General features: G+C 61.1%; 19 protein-coding genes. 10 read left to right on the top strand and 9 right to left on the bottom strand.

Translation table 11 applies throughout. From position 1 onward, the window contains the following. Nucleotide 1: 1 nt before the first annotated feature. Nucleotides 2-1,012, top strand: coding sequence for an inorganic phosphate transporter (locus AC07OO_RS10060; RefSeq protein ID WP_495081967.1), 1,011 nt, complete (start codon nt 2-4; stop codon nt 1,010-1,012). A 23-nt stretch (nt 1,013-1,035) separates the two neighbouring features. Here the strand turns inward: AC07OO_RS10060 and AC07OO_RS10055 are convergent, their stop codons facing one another. Then, nucleotides 1,036-1,497, bottom strand: coding sequence for a TM2 domain-containing protein (locus tag AC07OO_RS10055; protein WP_495081966.1), 462 nt, complete (start codon nt 1,495-1,497; stop codon nt 1,036-1,038). Then, nucleotides 1,494-2,027 carry a GNAT family N-acetyltransferase gene (locus AC07OO_RS10050; RefSeq protein WP_495081965.1) on the bottom strand — a complete coding sequence of 178 codons (534 nt, stop codon included), beginning with the start codon at nt 2,025-2,027 and terminating at the stop codon, nt 1,494-1,496. The genes AC07OO_RS10055 and AC07OO_RS10050 overlap by 4 nt, the downstream gene beginning before the upstream one ends. A 122-nt stretch (nt 2,028-2,149) precedes the next feature. Between AC07OO_RS10050 and rpsP the strand changes: the two genes are divergently transcribed. From rpsP to AC07OO_RS10020, 6 genes are all read left to right on the top strand, one after another. Continuing rightward, the gene (rpsP, locus tag AC07OO_RS10045; RefSeq protein WP_310341612.1) at nt 2,150-2,401 is read left to right on the top strand and encodes a 30S ribosomal protein S16; all 252 of its coding nucleotides are present in this window, start codon (nt 2,150-2,152) and stop codon (nt 2,399-2,401) included. 60 nt (nt 2,402-2,461) lie between these two features. Then, nucleotides 2,462-3,028 (top strand): ribosome maturation factor RimM, encoded by a 567-nt coding sequence (gene rimM, locus AC07OO_RS10040; protein WP_495081964.1) that lies wholly within the window; start codon nt 2,462-2,464, stop codon nt 3,026-3,028. Between the two features lie 12 nt (nt 3,029-3,040). After that, nucleotides 3,041-3,787 (top strand): tRNA (guanosine(37)-N1)-methyltransferase TrmD, encoded by a 747-nt coding sequence (gene trmD / locus AC07OO_RS10035; protein WP_495081963.1) that lies wholly within the window; start codon nt 3,041-3,043, stop codon nt 3,785-3,787. A 113-nt stretch (nt 3,788-3,900) separates the two neighbouring features. After that, complete coding sequence (rplS, locus tag AC07OO_RS10030; RefSeq protein ID WP_495081962.1) at nt 3,901-4,272, top strand: 50S ribosomal protein L19; 372 nt, start codon at nt 3,901-3,903, stop codon at nt 4,270-4,272. A 58-nt stretch (nt 4,273-4,330) separates the two neighbouring features. Beyond that, nucleotides 4,331-5,020: a CoA pyrophosphatase gene (locus AC07OO_RS10025; protein ID WP_495081961.1), complete on the top strand. Its 690-nt coding sequence runs from the start codon at nt 4,331-4,333 to the stop codon at nt 5,018-5,020. A 66-nt stretch (nt 5,021-5,086) separates the two neighbouring features. Next, a complete protein-coding gene (locus tag AC07OO_RS10020) occupies nt 5,087-6,007 on the top strand; it encodes a cobalamin biosynthesis protein (RefSeq protein ID WP_495081960.1) in 921 nt (306 codons plus the stop codon). Here the strand turns inward: AC07OO_RS10020 and rsgA are convergent. Together rsgA and AC07OO_RS10010 are read right to left on the bottom strand one after the other, a co-directional pair. Next, nucleotides 6,004-6,951: a ribosome small subunit-dependent GTPase A gene (gene rsgA / locus AC07OO_RS10015; RefSeq protein WP_495081959.1), complete on the bottom strand. Its 948-nt coding sequence runs from the start codon at nt 6,949-6,951 to the stop codon at nt 6,004-6,006. The two genes, AC07OO_RS10020 and rsgA, sit on opposite strands and share 4 nt — an antisense overlap. 12 nt (nt 6,952-6,963) lie before the next feature. Beyond that, nucleotides 6,964-8,250, bottom strand: a complete 1,287-nt coding sequence (locus AC07OO_RS10010) for a M48 family metallopeptidase (RefSeq protein ID WP_495081958.1) — start codon at nt 8,248-8,250, stop codon at nt 6,964-6,966. Nucleotides 8,251-8,335: 85 nt separating this feature from the next. Between AC07OO_RS10010 and orn the strand changes: the two genes are divergently transcribed. Both orn and AC07OO_RS10000 read left to right on the top strand, forming a co-directional pair. Then, a complete protein-coding gene (orn, locus tag AC07OO_RS10005; protein ID WP_495081957.1) occupies nt 8,336-8,920 on the top strand; it encodes an oligoribonuclease in 585 nt (194 codons plus the stop codon). A 228-nt stretch (nt 8,921-9,148) separates the two neighbouring features. Continuing rightward, on the top strand, nt 9,149-11,050 hold the full coding sequence (locus AC07OO_RS10000; protein WP_495081956.1) for a DEAD/DEAH box helicase: 1,902 nt from the start codon (nt 9,149-9,151) through the stop codon (nt 11,048-11,050). 94 nt (nt 11,051-11,144) lie between these two features. Here AC07OO_RS10000 and AC07OO_RS09995 read toward each other — a convergent pair whose 3' ends face one another. The 3 genes from AC07OO_RS09995 to AC07OO_RS09985 form a co-directional block, all read right to left on the bottom strand. After that, nucleotides 11,145-12,014, bottom strand: a complete 870-nt coding sequence (locus tag AC07OO_RS09995; RefSeq protein WP_495081955.1) for an NAD(P)-dependent oxidoreductase — start codon at nt 12,012-12,014, stop codon at nt 11,145-11,147. A gap of 176 nt (nt 12,015-12,190) precedes the next feature. After that, entirely contained in the window at nt 12,191-13,168 is a 978-nt protein-coding gene (locus AC07OO_RS09990; protein ID WP_495081954.1) for a GMP reductase, read from the bottom strand. Between the two features lie 136 nt (nt 13,169-13,304). Next, nucleotides 13,305-13,829 carry a chalcone isomerase family protein gene (locus AC07OO_RS09985; RefSeq protein ID WP_495081953.1) on the bottom strand — a complete coding sequence of 175 codons (525 nt, stop codon included), beginning with the start codon at nt 13,827-13,829 and terminating at the stop codon, nt 13,305-13,307. Between the two features lie 198 nt (nt 13,830-14,027). Between AC07OO_RS09985 and AC07OO_RS09980 the strand changes: the two genes are divergently transcribed. Then, complete coding sequence (locus tag AC07OO_RS09980; protein ID WP_495081952.1) at nt 14,028-16,418, top strand: UvrD-helicase domain-containing protein; 2,391 nt, start codon at nt 14,028-14,030, stop codon at nt 16,416-16,418. 233 nt (nt 16,419-16,651) lie between these two features. Here AC07OO_RS09980 and AC07OO_RS09975 read toward each other — a convergent pair whose 3' ends face one another. Further along, on the bottom strand, nt 16,652-17,209 hold the full coding sequence (locus tag AC07OO_RS09975; protein ID WP_495081951.1) for a FlgO family outer membrane protein: 558 nt from the start codon (nt 17,207-17,209) through the stop codon (nt 16,652-16,654). After that, nucleotides 17,206-17,715, bottom strand: a complete 510-nt coding sequence (locus tag AC07OO_RS09970) for a hypothetical protein (RefSeq protein ID WP_495081950.1) — start codon at nt 17,713-17,715, stop codon at nt 17,206-17,208. The genes AC07OO_RS09975 and AC07OO_RS09970 overlap by 4 nt, the downstream gene beginning before the upstream one ends. Between the last annotated feature and the right edge of the window lie 294 nt (nt 17,716-18,009).

The raw sequence follows: 18,009 nt of genomic DNA, 5'->3' as shown, positions 1-18,009 counted from the left end.
TATGGAAATCGTACCAACGACCCTGTGGGTGGTGGTAATGCTGGTGGTGCTGGCATTGCTGTTTGACTTCATGAATGGCTTTCATGACGCGGCCAACTCGATCGCCACCGTGGTGTCCACGGGTGTATTGAAGCCGGGCCAGGCTATTTTGTTCGCGGCTTTCTTCAATGTCGTGGCCATTTTGATATTCCAGCTCAGCGTGGCGGCCACTGTGGGCAAGGGCATTGTGCAGCCTGGTGTGGTGGATACCCATGTGGTGTTTGGTGCGCTGCTAGGCGCCATCACGTGGAATGTCATCACTTGGTACTACGGCATCCCCAGCAGCTCGTCCCACGCGCTGATTGGTGGCATTGTGGGGGCCGTGATTGCCAAGTCTGGCGCGGGCACGTTGGTATCGGCCGGCATTCTGAAAACCGTGGTCTTCATCTTCGTTTCACCGCTGTTGGGCTTTGTGCTGGGCTCGCTGATGATGGTGCTGGTGGCCTGGATCTTTCGCAAGACCCGCCCATCCAAGGTGGACAAGTGGTTCCGACGTTTGCAATTGTTGTCGGCCGGCGCGTACAGCCTGGGCCATGGCGGCAACGATGCGCAGAAGACCATTGGCATCATCTGGATGCTGTTGATTGCCACGGGCTACACCGCAGCAGGCGCCGCATCGCCACCGACCTGGGTCATTCTGTGCTGCTATGCGGCCATCGGCGCGGGCACCATGTTTGGCGGCTGGCGCATTGTGAAGACCATGGGGCAGAAGATCACCAAGCTCAAGCCCGTAGGTGGCTTTTGTGCCGAAACGGGTGGGGCTATCACGCTGTTCCTGGCGACGGCCTTGGGCATACCGGTATCCACCACGCACACCATCACCGGTGCAATCGTGGGTGTGGGCTCTACACAGCGCGCGAGCGCCGTGCGTTGGGGCGTGGCTGGCAACATCGTGTGGGCGTGGATTTTCACCATCCCGGCCAGCGCCTTTGTGGCAGCTGTCGCTTACTGGATCAGCCTGCAGATTTTCTAAGGCCCTTGTCGGCCGCTGGAAGCCTAGCGCGCAAGCTGTGGCTGCGAAATCAGCTTGCTCTGTTCCACCTGGTATTCAAAATAGTGCTGAAAGCTGAAGGCCAGGCTGGCCATCAGCACCGTGGTGCCCACTAGTAGCGAAACCACCAAGGCGCCTATGGTCAACCAACTCGTTTGGCCCGCGGGAGCATCGGTGGGCGCCCCAGGGTTGAAGCGGGCGTTCCATTTCTCCGTCGCCATCAAGCCATAGACCAAAGCATTGATGGCGCAGCCCGCGATGGTGAACCCCAACAGGGGAATCAGCACCCAGCTTGCCGTGTCTTCTAAACCAAAGGTGCGGGCGCGGTGCACGCCATAGACGCCGAGCAGCGTGGGCAGGGGTAGCAGCCAAGCCAGACGGTTCGTGGCGCCAAAGAGATAGAAGCGGTGCAGTCCCAGTGGGCCACCCAAGAACGTGAGCCAGGCGGCCAGGGTTTTGTTTTTCATGCCCCGGATTGTGCCGGAGCCTGGGTGCTGCCCAGCCCGATGACGCGGTCCATCAGCACCACGTCCAGCCAGCGCTCGAACTTCCAGCCGCAATTGGCCAGCACGCCTACATGCTGAAAGCCACAGGCCTTGTGCACCCCCACCGAGCCTTTGTTGCTCGAATCCCCGATCACGGCGATCAGCTTGCGCACGCCGGCGCGCTCGGCCTGGGCCATCAATTCTTCCAGCAGCAGCCTGCCCAGGCCCTTGCCGGCGGCAGCGGGAGCGAGGTAAATGGAATCTTCGGCTGAAAAACGGTAGGCCGGGCGGGGTTTGAACCAGTTGCAATAGGCAAAACCCAACACGCCGTCCGCAGTCTCTATCACCAGGTAGGGCAGCCCCTTGGACAGCACGTCCGCCCGGCGGGAAGCCATGTCCTGCTCGGTGGGTGGTGTGGTTTCAAAGGTGCCGGTACCGTGCAGCACGTGGTGGGTGTAAATGGCTGTGATGGCGGGCAGGTCGGTATCCCGACTGGGGCGGATCATTGTCATGGATTGGGTTCAGGTTATAATGGAGAGCTATTCAGAGTGTCACTGGCCGGGTGGCCAGTTGCGTGTCTCAACTTTGAATCGAAATTCGGCTGGAAATCATTCCGCCACCCAAAGGATAAATCATGGTCGTCATTCGACTCGCCCGTGGCGGTGCAAAAGCACGCCCTTTTTTCAACATCGTTGTGGCTGACAAGCGCACACGCCGTGATGGTCGCTTCATCGAGCGCATCGGTTTTTACAACCCCATCGCCACTGCCAACGAAGAGAGCATCCGCATTGCGCAGGATCGCCTGACTTACTGGAAGGGCGTTGGCGCCCAGGCTTCTCCCACGGTGGAACGCCTGATCAACCAAGCCGCCAAGAAGGCAGCTTAACAAGCCATAGTGCCGAAAAGAGGGCCGTGTTGTGCCCTCTGACCGGCACACCCTACGCGTATGTTGACCGGACTCGAAGCTGCTGAATTGCCAGCAGACGCCATTGAAGTCGGACGGATTGCGGACGCGTGGGGCATCAAGGGTTGGTTCAAGGTCCTGCCCTACAGCGCCGATCCTGAGGCGCTTTTCTCTTCCAAGCGCTGGTTTCTGATGCCCACCGAACGCGGTGTGCAGACGTTCACGGGTGTGGCACGCCTGTCCGTCAAGGAAGCCAAGGAGCATTCCGACTCTGTTGTTGCATCTGCCCATGGCGTAGACGACCGCACGGCTGCCGAGGCCTTGCGCGGCGCCCGTATCTTTGTCGCGCGCTCCAGTTTTCCCACCGCAGCTGAAGACGAATACTACTGGGTCGATCTGATCGGCCTGGACGTCGTCAACCGCCAGGACGAAGCCCTGGGCACCGTCAAGGAACTGCTGTCCACCGGCCCGCAAACCGTGCTGGTGCTGGAATTCCTGCAAGACGACGGCAAGACGGGTGAACGCATGATCCCGTTCGTATCTGCCTATGTGGACGATGTGGACCTGAAGGCACGCCGCATCCGCGTGGACTGGCAGACCGACTACTGAAGGGTGGTGTGCATGCGCTTCGACGTTGTCACGCTGTTCCCCGAGCTTTTCACCCCGTTTCTGTCGGTAGGCATCAACCGCCGCGCCTTTGAGTCCGGCCAGGTGGATGTGCAATGCACCAACCCGCGCGACTTTGCCACCGGCAACTACCGCCGTGTAGATGACCGCCCCTTTGGTGGCGGCCCAGGCATGGTCATGATGGCCCAGCCGCTGGAGCTGGCACTTGCCCACATCCGCGCCCAGCGCAGCGACGCTGCACCCGTGGTGCTGTTCTCTCCCATTGGCAAACGCCTGGACCATGCCGAAGTGCAGCGTTGGTCCAGCAGCAGCGGCGCCATCCTGATATGTGGCCGCTACGAGGGAATAGACCAACGCTTCATCGACACCCATGTAGACGAGCAGATCAGCCTGGGTGACTTTGTGCTGTCGGGCGGCGAAGTACCAGCCATCGCCCTGCTGGACGCGGTGGCCCGCCTGCAGCCCGGCGTGTTGTCGGACAGCGATAGCCACCACATGGACAGCTTCAATCCCGCGCTGGACGGCCTGCTGGATTGCCCGCACTACACCCGGCCCGAAGAGTGGGCCGGCCAGCGCGTGCCGGATACCCTGCTGTCGGGGCACCACGGCCAGATCGAGCGCTGGCGGCGTGACCAGCGGCTCAAACTGACCGCCCAACACCGCCCGGATGTGCTCGACGCAGCCCGCAATGCCGGCCTGCTCAGCCCGCAGGACGAGGCCGTATTGCGTGCCAAGAACTGAATTTGCTATAATAGAAGGCTAACCAGATCCTCTGTACGGCCAAGACTGCGGGTATTGACCCGACGGTTTCGCACCATTCGGTGCAGGCGCATGCAAGATCTAATGAGGTAACTATGAACCTGATCCAAATCCTCGAGCAAGAAGAAATTGCTCGCATCGGCAAGAACATCCCCGAATTCGCACCTGGCGACACCGTTGTCGTCAGCGTCAATGTGGTTGAAGGCAACCGCAAGCGCGTGCAGGCTTACGAAGGTGTGGTGATCGCCAAGCGCAACCGTGGCCTGAACAGCGGCTTCATCGTGCGCAAGATCTCCAGCGGTGAAGGCGTGGAGCGTACGTTCCAGACCTACAGCCCGCTGATCGCCGGTATCGAAGTCAAGCGCCGTGGTGACGTGCGCCGTGCCAAACTGTACTACCTGCGTGACCGCAGCGGCAAGTCGGCACGTATCAAGGAAAAACTGCCAGCCAAGAAGACAGCGGCTTAATTCTTCAAGCCTTTGTTTTCAGCAAAACCGCCCGGCGCAAGCTTGTGGCGGTTTTTTTATGACCCAACTGCCTTCCCCTCCGCTGAACTTTGACCCGCGCCAGGTGCCGGTGGCCGGTGTCGACGTGCAATTGCCCAAGGTGCCGCCAGAGGCCCTGCAGGCGCAGTCCTTGGTGCAGCGATTCGCCAATGTCCCGCCTTGGACCCCCGAGCTGTTGGCCGAGCCCCGCTTCTCGCAGCGGGCGCCGGTGCATGCCTCGGTGCTGGTGCCGCTGGTGGTGCGCGACAGCGGTCTCACTGTGCTGTTGACTGAGCGCACCACACACCTGTCCAGCCACTCGGGCCAGGTCGCGTTTCCCGGCGGCAAGGCTGACCCCGAAGATGCCGACGCGGTCGCCACCGCGCTGCGCGAGGCCGAAGAAGAGATTGGCCTGGAGCGCCGTTTTGTGCAGGTCTTGGGCACGTTGCCCATCTACACCACGGGCAGCGCCTTTCTGGTGACACCGGTCGTGGCTTTGGTCAATGCGGCGCACCGCGTGACACCCAATCCGCACGAAGTGGCCGACGTCTTTGAGGTGCCGCTGGCCTTCCTGATGGACCCTGCCAACCACCGGCGCCATGTCGTGGAGTGGGCGGGCGCACGGCGTGAATGGCTGTCCATGCCCTATACCGATGCGGTTGCCGAGCGTTTCATCTGGGGCGCCACGGCCGGTATGTTGCGTAATTTCTACCGTTTCCTGCTGGGTTGATCGCACCAGGCCTTGCAGTCAGCGCTTGGCAAGCACGGGCGCGGCAGGCCTCGCTATCATTGGCCCATGAGTTTTCTCGCCATACTTTTCGCACTGCTGCTGGAGCAGGCGCGCCCCTTGGGGCAGGGCAATCCTATCCACCTGGGTGTGCGCACCTGGGTGCGCTGGGTGATCCGCAATCTGGACACCGGCAAGGCCCACCATAGCTGGCTGGCCTGGTGGATTGCGGTGGTGTTGCCGGCCGCGCTGGTATTTGGAATCCATTGGTTGCTGGTGTGGTCCATGGGCTGGATTGCGGCGGCCGTGTGGAGCATCGCCATTCTCTACTCCACGCTGGGTTTTCGCCAGTTCAGCCACCACTTCACCGCCATCCGCGACGCGCTGCTGGCCGGTGAGGAGGACGTGGCCCGCAAGGAGTTGGCAGCGTGGATGCGCATGGATGTCAGCGCCCTTCCACGCAGCCAGATCGTGCGCCATGTCATCGAGCACTCGGTGCTGAACGCCCACCGCCATGTCTTCGGTGTCTTTGCCTGGTACTCGCTGCTGGCGGCCCTGGGCCTAGGGCCAGCGGGTGCCGTGCTATACCGCATTGCAGAGTACATGGCCAGCTACACCAATCGCCCAGCGCGTCCTGCCAGCGCCCCGCTCAGCGATGCCCTCAAGACTGCGGCCAGCCAAGCCTGGTATGTGATGGACTGGATGCCAGCACGCATCACCGCCCTGGGCTTTGCCTTTGTCGGCAGCTTTGAAGATGCCGTGGACAGCTGGCGCCAGCGCGAGGCCCAGTTCCCCGGTGACAACAACGGCGTGGTGCTGGCCGCCACCGCCGGCGCGGTCAATGTCAAATTGGGCGACGCCGACAGCCCTGGCAGCGGTGCCACACCGCAGGCCGTGCACCTGCGCGCGGTGGTGGGCCTGGTCTGGCGCACCGTGGTGACATGGATGGTGTTTCTGGCCCTGCTGTCGCTGGCCCGATTGCTGGGCTAGTAGCGTTTCTCAGACAGCTCTGCAAACAGGTTGCTATATATTTTGTAGCGGCTTGCGCTTATTTCGTGAGGGCTAGGGGCTGAATAGCCATCTTCTGTCTTCTGTACAGCAGCCAACACGCCGCAACCGGGCTCGTGCAAGTGGCTGCAGTTGTAGAACTTGCAATCCGAGGCATGGGCCTTGATATCGGGCATCAGGCTGGCCAGGGCCATGGGCTCGATGTGGTTCAAGCCAAACTCTTGAAAACCCGGTGAATCGATGACGGCCGTCGTGCGGGCCGCGTCCACCCAGTACAGCGTGGTGCTGGTGGTCGTGTGCTTGCCGGAGTTCAGTGCGGTGGAGATGGCATTGGTCAGAACCTGCGCATCGGGGATCAGGCGGTTGATCAAGGTGCTCTTGCCCGAGCCGGATGGCCCCAGCACCAGGGTCGTCTTGCCAGCCAGCACGGCATCCAGGTGGTGCTCGGTCTGCGGGTGTTCGTCGCCCCGGGGCTTGAGCGCCATGGGCAGCACGGTGTAGCCCATGTCGCGGTACACGGCCATGCGGGCCCAGGCGCGGCCGAAGGGCTCGGCCAAGTCGCTCTTGTTCAGCGCGATGATGGGGCGTATCTGCTCGGCCTCCGCGGCGATCAGCGCGCGCGACAGCTGGCTTTCGGAAAACTCGGGCTCGGCCGCAATCAGTATCAGCACCTGGTCCAGGTTGGCGGCAAAAGACTTGGTGCGGATTTCATCCTGCCGGTAGAACAGGTTGCGCCGCGGCTCCACCTTTTCTATCGTGCCCTCGTCTTCGCTGGCCTGCCACAGCACGCGGTCGCCGACCACAGTCTGGCTTTTCTTGCCGCGCGGGTGGCAGATCAGGCGCCGCCCGTCGGGCGTCTCTACCCACACGTGGCGGCCATGGCCCGCAATGACCAGGCCGGGTTCCAGAGGGGCGGGTGCTGCCATGTTTGCCGACGCTCAGCGCGCCGTACCCAGGAAGTGCCCCAAGCGCTCGGTGGCCGGCGGGTGCGAGTAGTAGAAGCGCACGTAGACCGGGTCTGGCGTCACGGTGGAGGCATTGCCTTCAAACAGCTTCAGCAGGGCGCTGGCCAAGGCTTTGCCGTCGGTCTGGGCGACGGCAAAGGCATCGGCCTCGAACTCGTGCTTGCGCGACATCTGCGCGAATGCGGGGCCTATGAACGTGCTGACCAGTGGCAGAACCATCATGAACAACAACAGGGCCAGCGCATCATTGGGTGCACCCAGGTTGGGCAGCACGCCCAGGCCTGTGTAGAACCAGACTTGCTGGCTGACCCAGCCCAGCGCAAACAAGCCCGCCAGGCTCATCGCAAACATCGTGACAATGAGCTTGGTCACGTGGCGGTGTTTGAAGTGACCCAATTCGTGGGCCAACACGGCATCCACCTCGGCGGGGCTGAGCTGGGCCAAGAGCGTGTCATAGAACACCACGCGCTTGGAGCTGCCAAAGCCAGTGAAGTAGGCATTGGAATGGGCGCTGCGCTTGCTGCCATCCATGACGAAAAAGCCCTTGGCGGTGAAACCGCAGCGTGCCATCAGCTGAGTGACCCGTTCCTTGACGCTGGCGTCTTCCAGCGGTTGGAATTTGTTGAACCAGGGTGCAATCCAGGTCGGGTAGATGAGTTGGGCCAGCAGGTTGAAGCCCATCCACACCGCCCACACCCACAGCCACCACCACGGGCCCGTGGCGCCCATCATCCATACCACCAGGGTGATGAATGGGAGGCCGATCAACGTGGAAATCAACAGCGACTTGGCGGCGTCTTGTAGCCACAGCTTGGCCGTCATCTTGTTGAAACCGAAACGCTCCTCGATGACAAAGGTCTGGTACAGCGAAAACGGCACATCCAGCACACTGCCAATCACCACAAAGGCCACCATCAAGGCCACTTGCTGGGCCAAGCCGTGGCCCATCCAGCCGACCAAGGCCTGGTTCAGTGCCGACAAGCCGCCCAAGAGCGTCCACGCGATGCCGATGGCCGCGCCCCAGGCCAGCTCCAGCAGGCCAAAGCGGGTCTTGGTGATGGTGTAGTCGGCGGCCTTCTGGTGGGCCTCCAGCGTGATTTTTTCGGCGAAGGCCGTGGGCACAGCGCTGCGGTGCTGGGCTACATGGCGGATCTGGCGGCTGGCCAACCAGAACTTCAGCACCAGGCTGGCTGTCAGGGCCAGCGCGAAGGCCAAAGTCATATTCAATGAGGCGGCGTTGCCGGTGAAGGGATCATGCATGGGGCTGGAGTTTAGCGCCGCCGGTCAGCAGGGCCTGTTTTGCGCTCGGCGCGGGCATGGGCGACCCTAGGCGACAATGGCTGCCATGGACGCATCCAACACAACCACAACGACGCCCGCATTGGGCAAATCCGACAAGAACCTGGTCTGGCTTGACTGCGAGATGACAGGCCTGGACCCTGAAGTCGACCGCATCATTGAAATCGCCGTCATCGTGACGGGCCCCAACCTGGAGAAGCGCACCGAAGGCCCGGTGTTGGTCATCCACCAAAGCGATGCCCAACTGGACAAGATGGACGCTTGGAACAAGGGTACACATGGCAAGAGCGGCCTGATCGACAAGGTCAAAGCCTCTACCGTGACCGAAGAGCAGGCGCAGGACGCCTTGATCGCCTTCTTGAAGCAGTACGTGCCCGCCAATGGCTCGCCCATGTGCGGCAACTCCATCGGACAGGATCGGCGCTTTCTGGTCAAGTACATGTCCAAGTTGGAAGCCTTTTTCCACTACCGCAACCTGGATGTCAGCACGCTGAAGGAGTTGGCCAAGCGCTGGAAGCCCGAGGTGCATGCTTCGTTCAAGAAGCAGCAGCGCCATACCGCGCTGGCCGATGTGCACGAGTCGATTGATGAGCTGGAGCACTACCGCCAGCACCTGTTGAAACTCGACTAAACGCCATCCCGAAAAAAGGATTAGGTAGAAACCCGAATCCATGGCATAATCGAAGGCTGCGCTGCAAACAGCAGTGCATTTGCACATCTCCCCTCATTCACCGGGTTCGCAAAGTCGGGCCCCAAGCGCTGGAATGTATTCAGACGCAGGTTCCGTTTGATGGTTGATGTTTTTTAACCATTGACGGAGTAGCCGCATATTGCGCGGCACTCGCGTGTGAGTAAAACCATGACTGACGCTTTTGAAGTGGCAGGTGCCTTTGCGCCCGCCGAAATTTCCACCAACACATCTTTCGCCAGCGAAACCGCGGCTGCTGTTGCCGACTCCAGCCTGGAGAACGATGCCCCCGTTGCTACTGAGCAGCCCGAAGAGCCCAATGGCTTTGTGGACTTGGGCCTGGCGCCCGAGCTGGTTGCCGCCGTCAAGGACCTGGGCTACACCCAGCCCACATCGGTGCAGTCCAAGACCATTCCCCTGGCCTTGCCGGGTGACGGCGACCAAGCCGGCAAGTTCATCGACCTGATGGTGTCCAGCCAGACGGGTAGCGGCAAGACGGCAGCCTTCCTGCTGCCCGTGTTGCACACCTTGCTGAAACAGGCAGCCCAGGCCGAAGCCGACGAGCGCGCCGCCTTCGAGCGTGAAACCGTTGAAGCAGTGGCCCGTGGCGAACCCCCCCCCAAACGCACCAAGCGCAAGGACCCCACCAACCCCCGTAACTTCAAGGCGCCCAGCCCCGGCGCGTTGATCGTGTGCCCCACGCGTGAATTGGCCCAGCAGGTGGCCAACGACGCCATCGACCTGGTGCGCCATTGCCGCGGCCTGCGCATTGCCAACATCGTGGGCGGCATGCCCTACCAGTTGCAAATCGCCAAGCTGCAAAACGCCAATCTGGTTGTGGCTACGCCCGGCCGCTTGCTGGACTTGCAGCGCTCCATGCAAGTCAAGCTGGACCAGGTGCAGTTCCTGGTGGTTGACGAAGCCGACCGCATGTTGGATCTGGGCTTTGCCGATGATTTGGCAGAAATCAACCAGCTCACCATCGACCGCAAGCAGACCATGATGTTCAGCGCCACTTTCGCGCCGCGCATCCAGCAACTGGCCGCCCGCGTGATGCGCGAGCCTCAGCGCGTGACCATCGACAGCCCGCAGGAAAAGCATTCCAACATCAAGCAGGTGCTGTTCTGGGCCGACAACGCCACCCACAAGCGCAAGCTACTGGACCACTGGTTGCGCGATACCAGCATCAACCAAGCCATTGTGTTTGCCAGCACCCAAATCGAGTGCGATGGCCTGGCCAACGATCTGCAGCAAGACGGCTTTGATGCCGTGGCTCTGCACGGTGCCCTGAGCCAGGGACTGCGCAACCGCCGCCTGATGGCGCTGCGCAATGGCCATGTGCAAGTGCTGGTGGCCACCGATGTGGCGGCCCGCGGCATTGACGTGCCCACCATCACCCACGTGTTCAACTTCGGTCTGCCGATGAAAGCCGAAGACTACACGCACCGCATTGGCCGTACGGGCCGTGCTGGTCGCGATGGTCTGGCCATCACCTTTGCCGAGATGCGCGACCGTCGCAAGATTTTCGACATCGAAGGCTATACACGCCAGCCCATCAAGGCCGAAACCATCCCTGGTCTGGAACCCCAGCAACGCGCACCCGAATCGCGCCCCAGCTTTGCTGGTCGCGGCCGTGGTGGTGACTTCCAGCCGCGTGAACGCAAGTTTGGCAATGGCCCGCGCGAAGGCGGCCGTGAAGGTGGCGGCAGTTATGGACAAGTACGCGGTTTCGGTGATCGCCCCGCCCAAGCACCCCGTGAATTCGGTGGCAAGACACGCGACTTCGGTGGCGCAGCCCGTGAAGGCTTCAGCTACGAGCGCAAGGGTGGTTTCAATGACCGCTTTGCCGGCCAGGGCGCTCCCCGTGGCGGTGACGCACGCCCCCCCCGTGGTGACTTCCAACCGCGCGGCGACTTCCAGCCCCGTGGCGATTTTGGTGGTGGAGCACCCCGCGGTGACTTCGCGGCCCGCAAGCCTGGTTTTGGCAAGCCCATGGGCGTGAAGCCCGGCAATGCTGGCAAGGTTTTTGTACCCCGCGATGCCAAGAAGCGCACGGCCCGTACGTTTGATTGAGCGACGCTGATGCTTCCAAGAGTGCCGTAGCTGGCACTCCTGAAAAAGAAAAGGACCCGAACGGGTCCTTTTTTTATGGACGCAAGTGCTTCATTCAAGCCATGCCATTGCGGCTGGCCAGCTCCACAAACAAACCCGAGTGGTCCAGATCGGCCAGACCATGCTCAATGCCTTGGGTATAGAGCTGCTCGAAGAGCGCGGTGATAGGCGCGTCAAAACCCACTTCGGCGGCCGTGGCCATGGCGTTGCGCAGGTCCTTGAGCTGCACCGACATGCGCCCGCGCGGTGTGAAGTCGCGCTCGACCATACGCTGGCCATGTACCTGCAAGATGCGGCTGTCGGCGAAGCCACCGGTGATGGCCTCCTTGACCTTGCCCATATGGGCACCGCCGCGCTCGCACAGCAGCAGGGCCTCAGCCACGATGCCAATCGTGCCGCCCACAATCATCTGGTTGGCGAGCTTGGTCAACTGGCCTGCGCCAGTGGGGCCAACGTGCGTGGCCTTGCCAAACACGTGGAACACCGGCAGCGCGCGCTCAAAGCTGCTGAGCTTGCCGCCCACCATGATGGCCAGCGTGCCGTTGTCTGCGCCGATAGTGCCGCCCGAAACAGGCGCGTCCAGGTAGGCAATGTGGCGTTCGTTGAGGCGGGCCGCGTGGTCTCTGGCCTCCACGGGTTTGATAGATGACATGTCCACTACCAGGCAGTTGGGGGGCAGGGCGTCAGCAACACCGAGTTCAAACAACACCTGGCCGACGACGGCACCGTTGTCCAGCACGGTGATGACCATTTCGGCGTCTCGCACGGCGTCGGCGGCCTGGGTGTGGACGACGGCTCCAGCGCTGGTCAGGCGCTGCGCCTTGTGCAGTGTGCGGTTCCAGACGTGGACCGTGTGCCCGGCTTCGCACAGGCGTCGCCCCATAGGGAAGCCCATCAGGCCGATACCCAGTATTGCAATTTTCATGCTGTCTCCCTCCGCATGGCACCAGAATAGCGCCGCTTCCGCAGCGAAGGGGCAGGAATGCTGTCAGGCGACTGACGGTGATGTGTGAGCCCCACGTTCGCCCACTGCGTGTGGCTCTCTGCCCCCGAGGGGCCGCACTTCTCCTTGGGGCGGCCCTGCGGAGAAGCACCGGTGGGTTACATCAGCAGGTGCTCACCTGCGTTGTCACCGCCTAATGTCACGTAATTGACCTTGCGGATGTCCATCAGCTTTTTGCCTCCGGCATAGCTGATGGAGCTTTGCACGTCTTGCTCCATCTCCACCAGCGTGTCGGCCAGCTTGCCCTTGATGGGTTCCAGAATGCGTTTGCCTTCCACGTGTTTGTATTCGCCTTTGTTGAAGTCGCTGGCCGAGCCGTAGTATTCCTTGTACAGGCTGCCGTCCACTTCCACCGTCTTGCCGGGCGATTCCTCATGGCCTGCAAACAGCGAGCCGATCATCACCATGCTGGCACCAAAGCGGATGCTCTTGGCAATGTCGCCATGGCTGCGGATCCCGCCGTCGGCAATGATGGGTTTGGTAGCCACCCGTGCACACCATTTCACCGCGCTGAGTTGCCAGCCGCCGGTGCCGAAACCGGTCTTGAGCTTGGTGATGCAGACCTTGCCCGGCCCGACACCCACCTTGGTGGCATCGGCGCCCCAGTTTTCCAGGTCGATGACGGCTTCGGGCGTGGCCACATTGCCGGCAATGACGAAGCTGCCAGGCAGGTGCTTTTTCAGGTAGATGATCATGTCGCGCACGCTGTCGGCGTGGCCGTGCGCGATGTCGATGGTGATGTACTCGGGGGTAACGCCCAGCGCGACCAACTGGTCCACGGTGGCGTAGTCGGGCTTCTTGACCCCCAGCGAGATGGAGGCAAACAGCCCCTTCGCGTGCATGGCCTGGATGAACTGCACGTTGTCCAGGTCAAAACGGTGCATCACATAGAAGTAGCCGTTCTGCGCCAGCCATTCGCAGATGGATTCATCCACCACGGTTTTCATATTGGCCGGCACTACCGGCAGGCGGAATTTGCGGCTGCCCAGTTCTACGCCCGCATCGCACTCCGAGCGGCTCTCCACGCGGCATTTGCGTGGCAGCAGCAGGATGTTGTCGTAGTCAAAAATTTCCATGGCCCAAGCTCCTCGTCAAAAACACTAAACAAAAGAATAGGCGCTTGGACGGGACCCGGCATAAAAAAACCGGGTCCCAATTGCTTGGGCCCGGTGATTGATTGTATACAAACTCGGCGTATCGCGTGCGGTTCGATTACATATGGCCGAGTAAAGAGTCTTTAACCTTCGGGTCGGCGGGAAACTCACCCATCCAGACCCCCATGGCGGCCTTGAACAGCTCGGGCTCGCGGTAGGGCTGGCCTTGCAGCTTGCCGCCCAGGTAAATGACCAAGCCCGAGATGGGCACCCAGTCCAGGGTCATCACGTCGCCGGGTTTCAGTATGCGGTTGGCCTTGAAAATTTCGCCAATGCTCATCAAGCCGGGGATCAGCTTTGCGCGATCACTCTTGCCGGCGACGTCGTCGACGCTGCGGTTGAACATCTTGACGATGGGCCCCGTGTCCACTTCCTTGATGGCCGTCAGCACCAGCCGTTTGGGGCCGGGCATCGCAAACAGCTCATCCTGGGTCTTGAACTTTTGTTTGGCGTAGATCTGGGCCACATAGGATGGCGTCTTGCCGTTGGAAATCAAGCCGGCGCCATTCAAAACCAGGGTGTTGTTGTAAATGGTGAGCGTGTCTTCGACCTTCACGCCGCCGATGTCCAGGGTAGCGGACATGGCATGCGTGCACAGTAACAGGGCTGCGGTAACAGCCACAAGTGACTTGAAAAGCATGGATGGAGCAGTCATTCAGCACGGTGCCTTAACATGGTGGAGCGGGGTCATGATACTGGTTGTTACATACTTTTTACGGCCATCCGGGAAGACACCTAGTGCACGCAAATACCAGTTATTTCGGTCTTTCTACAATCGCTTATGTTTTCAAGCCCTGCACACGCAAATTCCGCACCATCCCCCCTGTTGGCCACCCTGAACCCTGAGCAATGCGCCGCGGTCACGCTGCCCGCCGAGCACGCGTTGATACTGGCCGGTGCCGGGTCCGGCAAGACGCGGGTGCTGACGACGCGGATTGCCTGGCTGTTGCAAAACAGCTACGTTTCGCCGGGCGGCATCTTGGCGGTTACCTTCACCAACAAGGCCGCCAAGGAAATGATGACGCGCCTCTCCGCCATGCTGCCGGTCAATGTGCGGGGCATGTGGATAGGCACTTTCCACGGTCTGTGCAACCGCTTTCTGCGCGCCCATTTCAAGATCGCCAACCTGCCCCAGGCCTTTCAGATCCTGGACACGCAGGACCAGCTCAGCGCCATCAAGCGCCTGTGCAAGCAGAACAATGTGGACGATGAGCGCTTTCCTGCCAAGCAGTTGCAATGGTTCATCAGTGGCTGCAAGGAAGATGGCCTGCGCCCCAATATGGTGGAAGTGCGTGACGACGAAACCCGGCGCAAGGTCGACATCTACCAGTTGTATGAAGAACAGTGCCAGCGCGAAGGCGTGGTGGATTTTGGTGAGCTGATGCTGCGCTCTTACGAGTTGCTGCGCGACAACGACCCCATCCGCGAGCACTACCAACGCCGGTTTCGTCACATACTGATTGACGAGTTCCAGGACACCAACAAGCTGCAGTACGCCTGGATCAAGATGCTGGCGGGGCAGGGCGACGGCGTGGCCAGCCCGGATACCCCCGGTGGCGCCGTGCTGGCGGTGGGTGACGATGACCAGAGCATCTACGCCTTTCGTGGTGCGCGGGTGGGCAATATGGCCGACTTCGTGCGAGAGTTCAATGTGCAGCACCAGATCAAGCTGGAGCAGAACTACCGCAGCTACAGCAACATCCTGGACTCGGCCAACGCGCTGATCAGCCACAACAGCAAACGCCTGGGCAAGAACCTGCGTACCGATCAGGGCGCCGGCGAGCCGGTGCGTGTCTACGAGGCACCCACCGACTTTGCCGAGGCGCAGTGGATGGTTGATGAAATGAAGCAGCTGGTGCGCGACAACGGCACCGAAGCCGGTTTCGAGCGCAAGGAAATTGCGGTGCTGTACCGCAGCAATGCGCAAAGCCGTGTGATCGAAACGGCGCTGTTCAACGCGGGCCTGCCCTACCGCGTCTACGGTGGCCTGCGCTTCTTCGAGAGGGCCGAGATCAAGCACGCGCTGGCCTATCTGCGCCTGTTGGAGAACCCCAACGACGACACCAGCTTCATGCGGGTCGTGAATTTCCCGGCCCGCGGCATTGGCGCACGCAGTCTGGAGCAACTGCAGGACCTGGCCCGTGCCACCGGTTGTTCGCTGCACGATGCAGTCAGCACATTGAGCGGGCGTGCGGGCACTGCCATTGCCAGCTTCGTCGCCAAGATCGACGTGCTGCGGGAGCAAACCGTCGGCATGAACCTGCGCGACATCATCGCGCAGACTCTGGACCAAAGCGGTCTGATCGAGCACTACAAGGCTGATCGCGAAGGCGCCGATCGGCTGGAGAATCTGGACGAGTTGATCAATGCCGCCGAGAGTTTTGTGATGCAGGAAGGCTTTGGCCGTGACGCCGCTGCGATGGCCGTTACCGCAGGAGCAGGGCAGAGCCCGGCCAGCCAAGGGCTGGATTTGAATGCACCCGCCTTACCCCCCGATGTGGTGGGCGATACTGGCGAGACCCTGTCTCCCTTGGTCGCCTTCCTGACCCATGCCGCACTGGAGGCCGGGGACAACATGGCCGAGGCCGGCCAAGACGCCATCCAGTTGATGACGGTGCACTCCAGCAAGGGCCTGGAGTTCGATGCGGTCTTCATCACCGGTATGGAAGAGGGTTTGTTTCCCCATGAAAACTCGCTGAACGATCGCGACGGCCTGGAGGAAGAGCGCCGCCTGATGTATGTGGCCATCACGCGCGCGCGCAAGCGCCTGTACCTGAGCCATTCGCAATCGCGCATGCTGCACGGCCAGACTCGCTTCAATATGAAGAGCCGCTTTTTTGAAGAGCTGCCCGAGGCCGCGCTGAAGTGGCTGACACCCAAACACCAAAATGCCAACCGCGGTTGGGGTGCGGACACTGCTATGCAATCAGGAGCGGTCTACTCAGGTTTCACGAGGGCTGGCGGCTCATTTGGCCAAAGCGTTCCGCGCAAGGAAGAAACCAACAAGCATGGCCTGCGTCTGGGCATGCTGGTGTTCCACGCCAAGTTCGGCGAGGGTACGGTGTTGACGTTGGAAGGCGCCGGTGACGATGCACGGGCCCAGATCAACTTCCCACGGCATGGCACCAAATGGCTGGCACTTAGCGTGGCTAAGCTGACACCGGTGCCCTGAAAGAGGGCCTTGTGCGCCCGCGTGGGGCCTCCTTTTGCGCGCTCCAGATCCGTGAGGCTGTGCGTTTTGCTCCGTGTCCCCCGCCCTTCGGGCTCCTCCTTTACCTGCGCATAACGCCCAAGCCATGCCCGACGCGTGCGAGTGAAGCGGGCTCTGACTGCACAAAGGAAGTCGACGTAAAAAAGCCCGCACAGAGCGGGCTTTTTGTTGGGGTTTGTAAAGCAGCTTAGGCTTTAGCGACCGTTGTTGGTTGCCACTTGCAGCAGCTTGTTGACGTCCTTGTCATTGGGCAAGGCGTAGTCATAAGCGCGGATGATGCGGCTGTCTTCGGTGCGCACAAATTTCAGGCTGACATAGGTGAAGTTGGCGGCGGCCGAGTAGGTGCCGACCAGCACCATATTGGCGTTGTGGCTGCGGGCAATGTCCTTGATCTCGCGGGATAGCAACAGTTCACCGGTTTCTTCGCGGATGAACACGTCGCCACGCAGCTTCATTTCCTTGACATTGAAGCCGGCGGTCGCCATTTGCGAGGCATATTGCTCGGACAGCGTGCGGCCCAGGGGAGCGGTGCGGCGCATGTCGTTGACGTTGACGATAGTGGCCACCAGAACGGGTTCGCCGCCGGGGCCGTAGTTGGCGATCAACTGGCTGATCGCGTCCTTGTTCAGCGCGACGAACTTGCTGGAAGCGGCTTCGTCATAGGTGGGGTCCGTGCGGACATTGCTGGGGGTGCCGCAGGCACCCAGCACAGCCACCGCTGCGAGTGCGGAGAGGATCAGTTTGTAGTTCATGGGCCCACCACTTTCATGATTTGGGGAGCTTTGTACTGCAGCAAGGTCGTATCCGCTTCTTCGACGTAGTAAATATCGGTCTTGCGCACCAGGTAGCGTCCACCTTGGGAAATCGTGGTGGTCAGGATCAGCTCGGTGGAGGTGGGGCCGCCGGAGTCGACGCTGGCGATGTAGTCGGCCGCCACGGCAGCATGCAAGCCACCCACCATCTTGTCACCCACGGGGGCCAAGCCCAGACCATACGCGGCGTACAAGCCGGTGGTGATCATCGTGAAGCGGCCGGGCACAAAATGGGGACGCGGGCTGTTGTGGCGAACCACTTGGGTCTGGTAGCTGACTTCCAAGGCGCGGTCTGGGTACTGCTGCACCACACGGCCACTTTTCACCAGGTCGGTGATCAGAAACTGTTGGAAGGCCTTGTCAAACTCCGTAGCGTTGGCGGGAAGCGCAACATACAAATTGCCGTTGACGCCCAGCTTGCCCAGGGAGTCCAGGGTTTGCTTCACGACGTCATTCGACAAAAGGCCCCAGTGGCCAGCAGATCGAACTTTGGGCTCAACGGTAAGGGGAAAGTTTGCAGAAACTGGAATCGGCGACGAAGCGCAGCCGACCAGCAACGCTGCGCCGGCACCGATTGCCATCTGCATCAGAGTTTTGGGAATCAAGGTAGCCCCCTTTATCCAAGGTTATTAAAACAAAGACGCCGTTTTCGCGCCATCAACGGGATTCATTATCAGCCGATCGGAACCATAAAAACAAGACAAATCAATACCTTCGACCGCTTTTTTCATGTTGTTTGG

The organism is Rhodoferax sp. GW821-FHT07G04 (genome assembly GCF_059418585.1).
The sequence above is the reverse complement of the archived record's forward strand: the minus strand, read 5'-3'. Positions and strand labels throughout refer to the sequence as shown.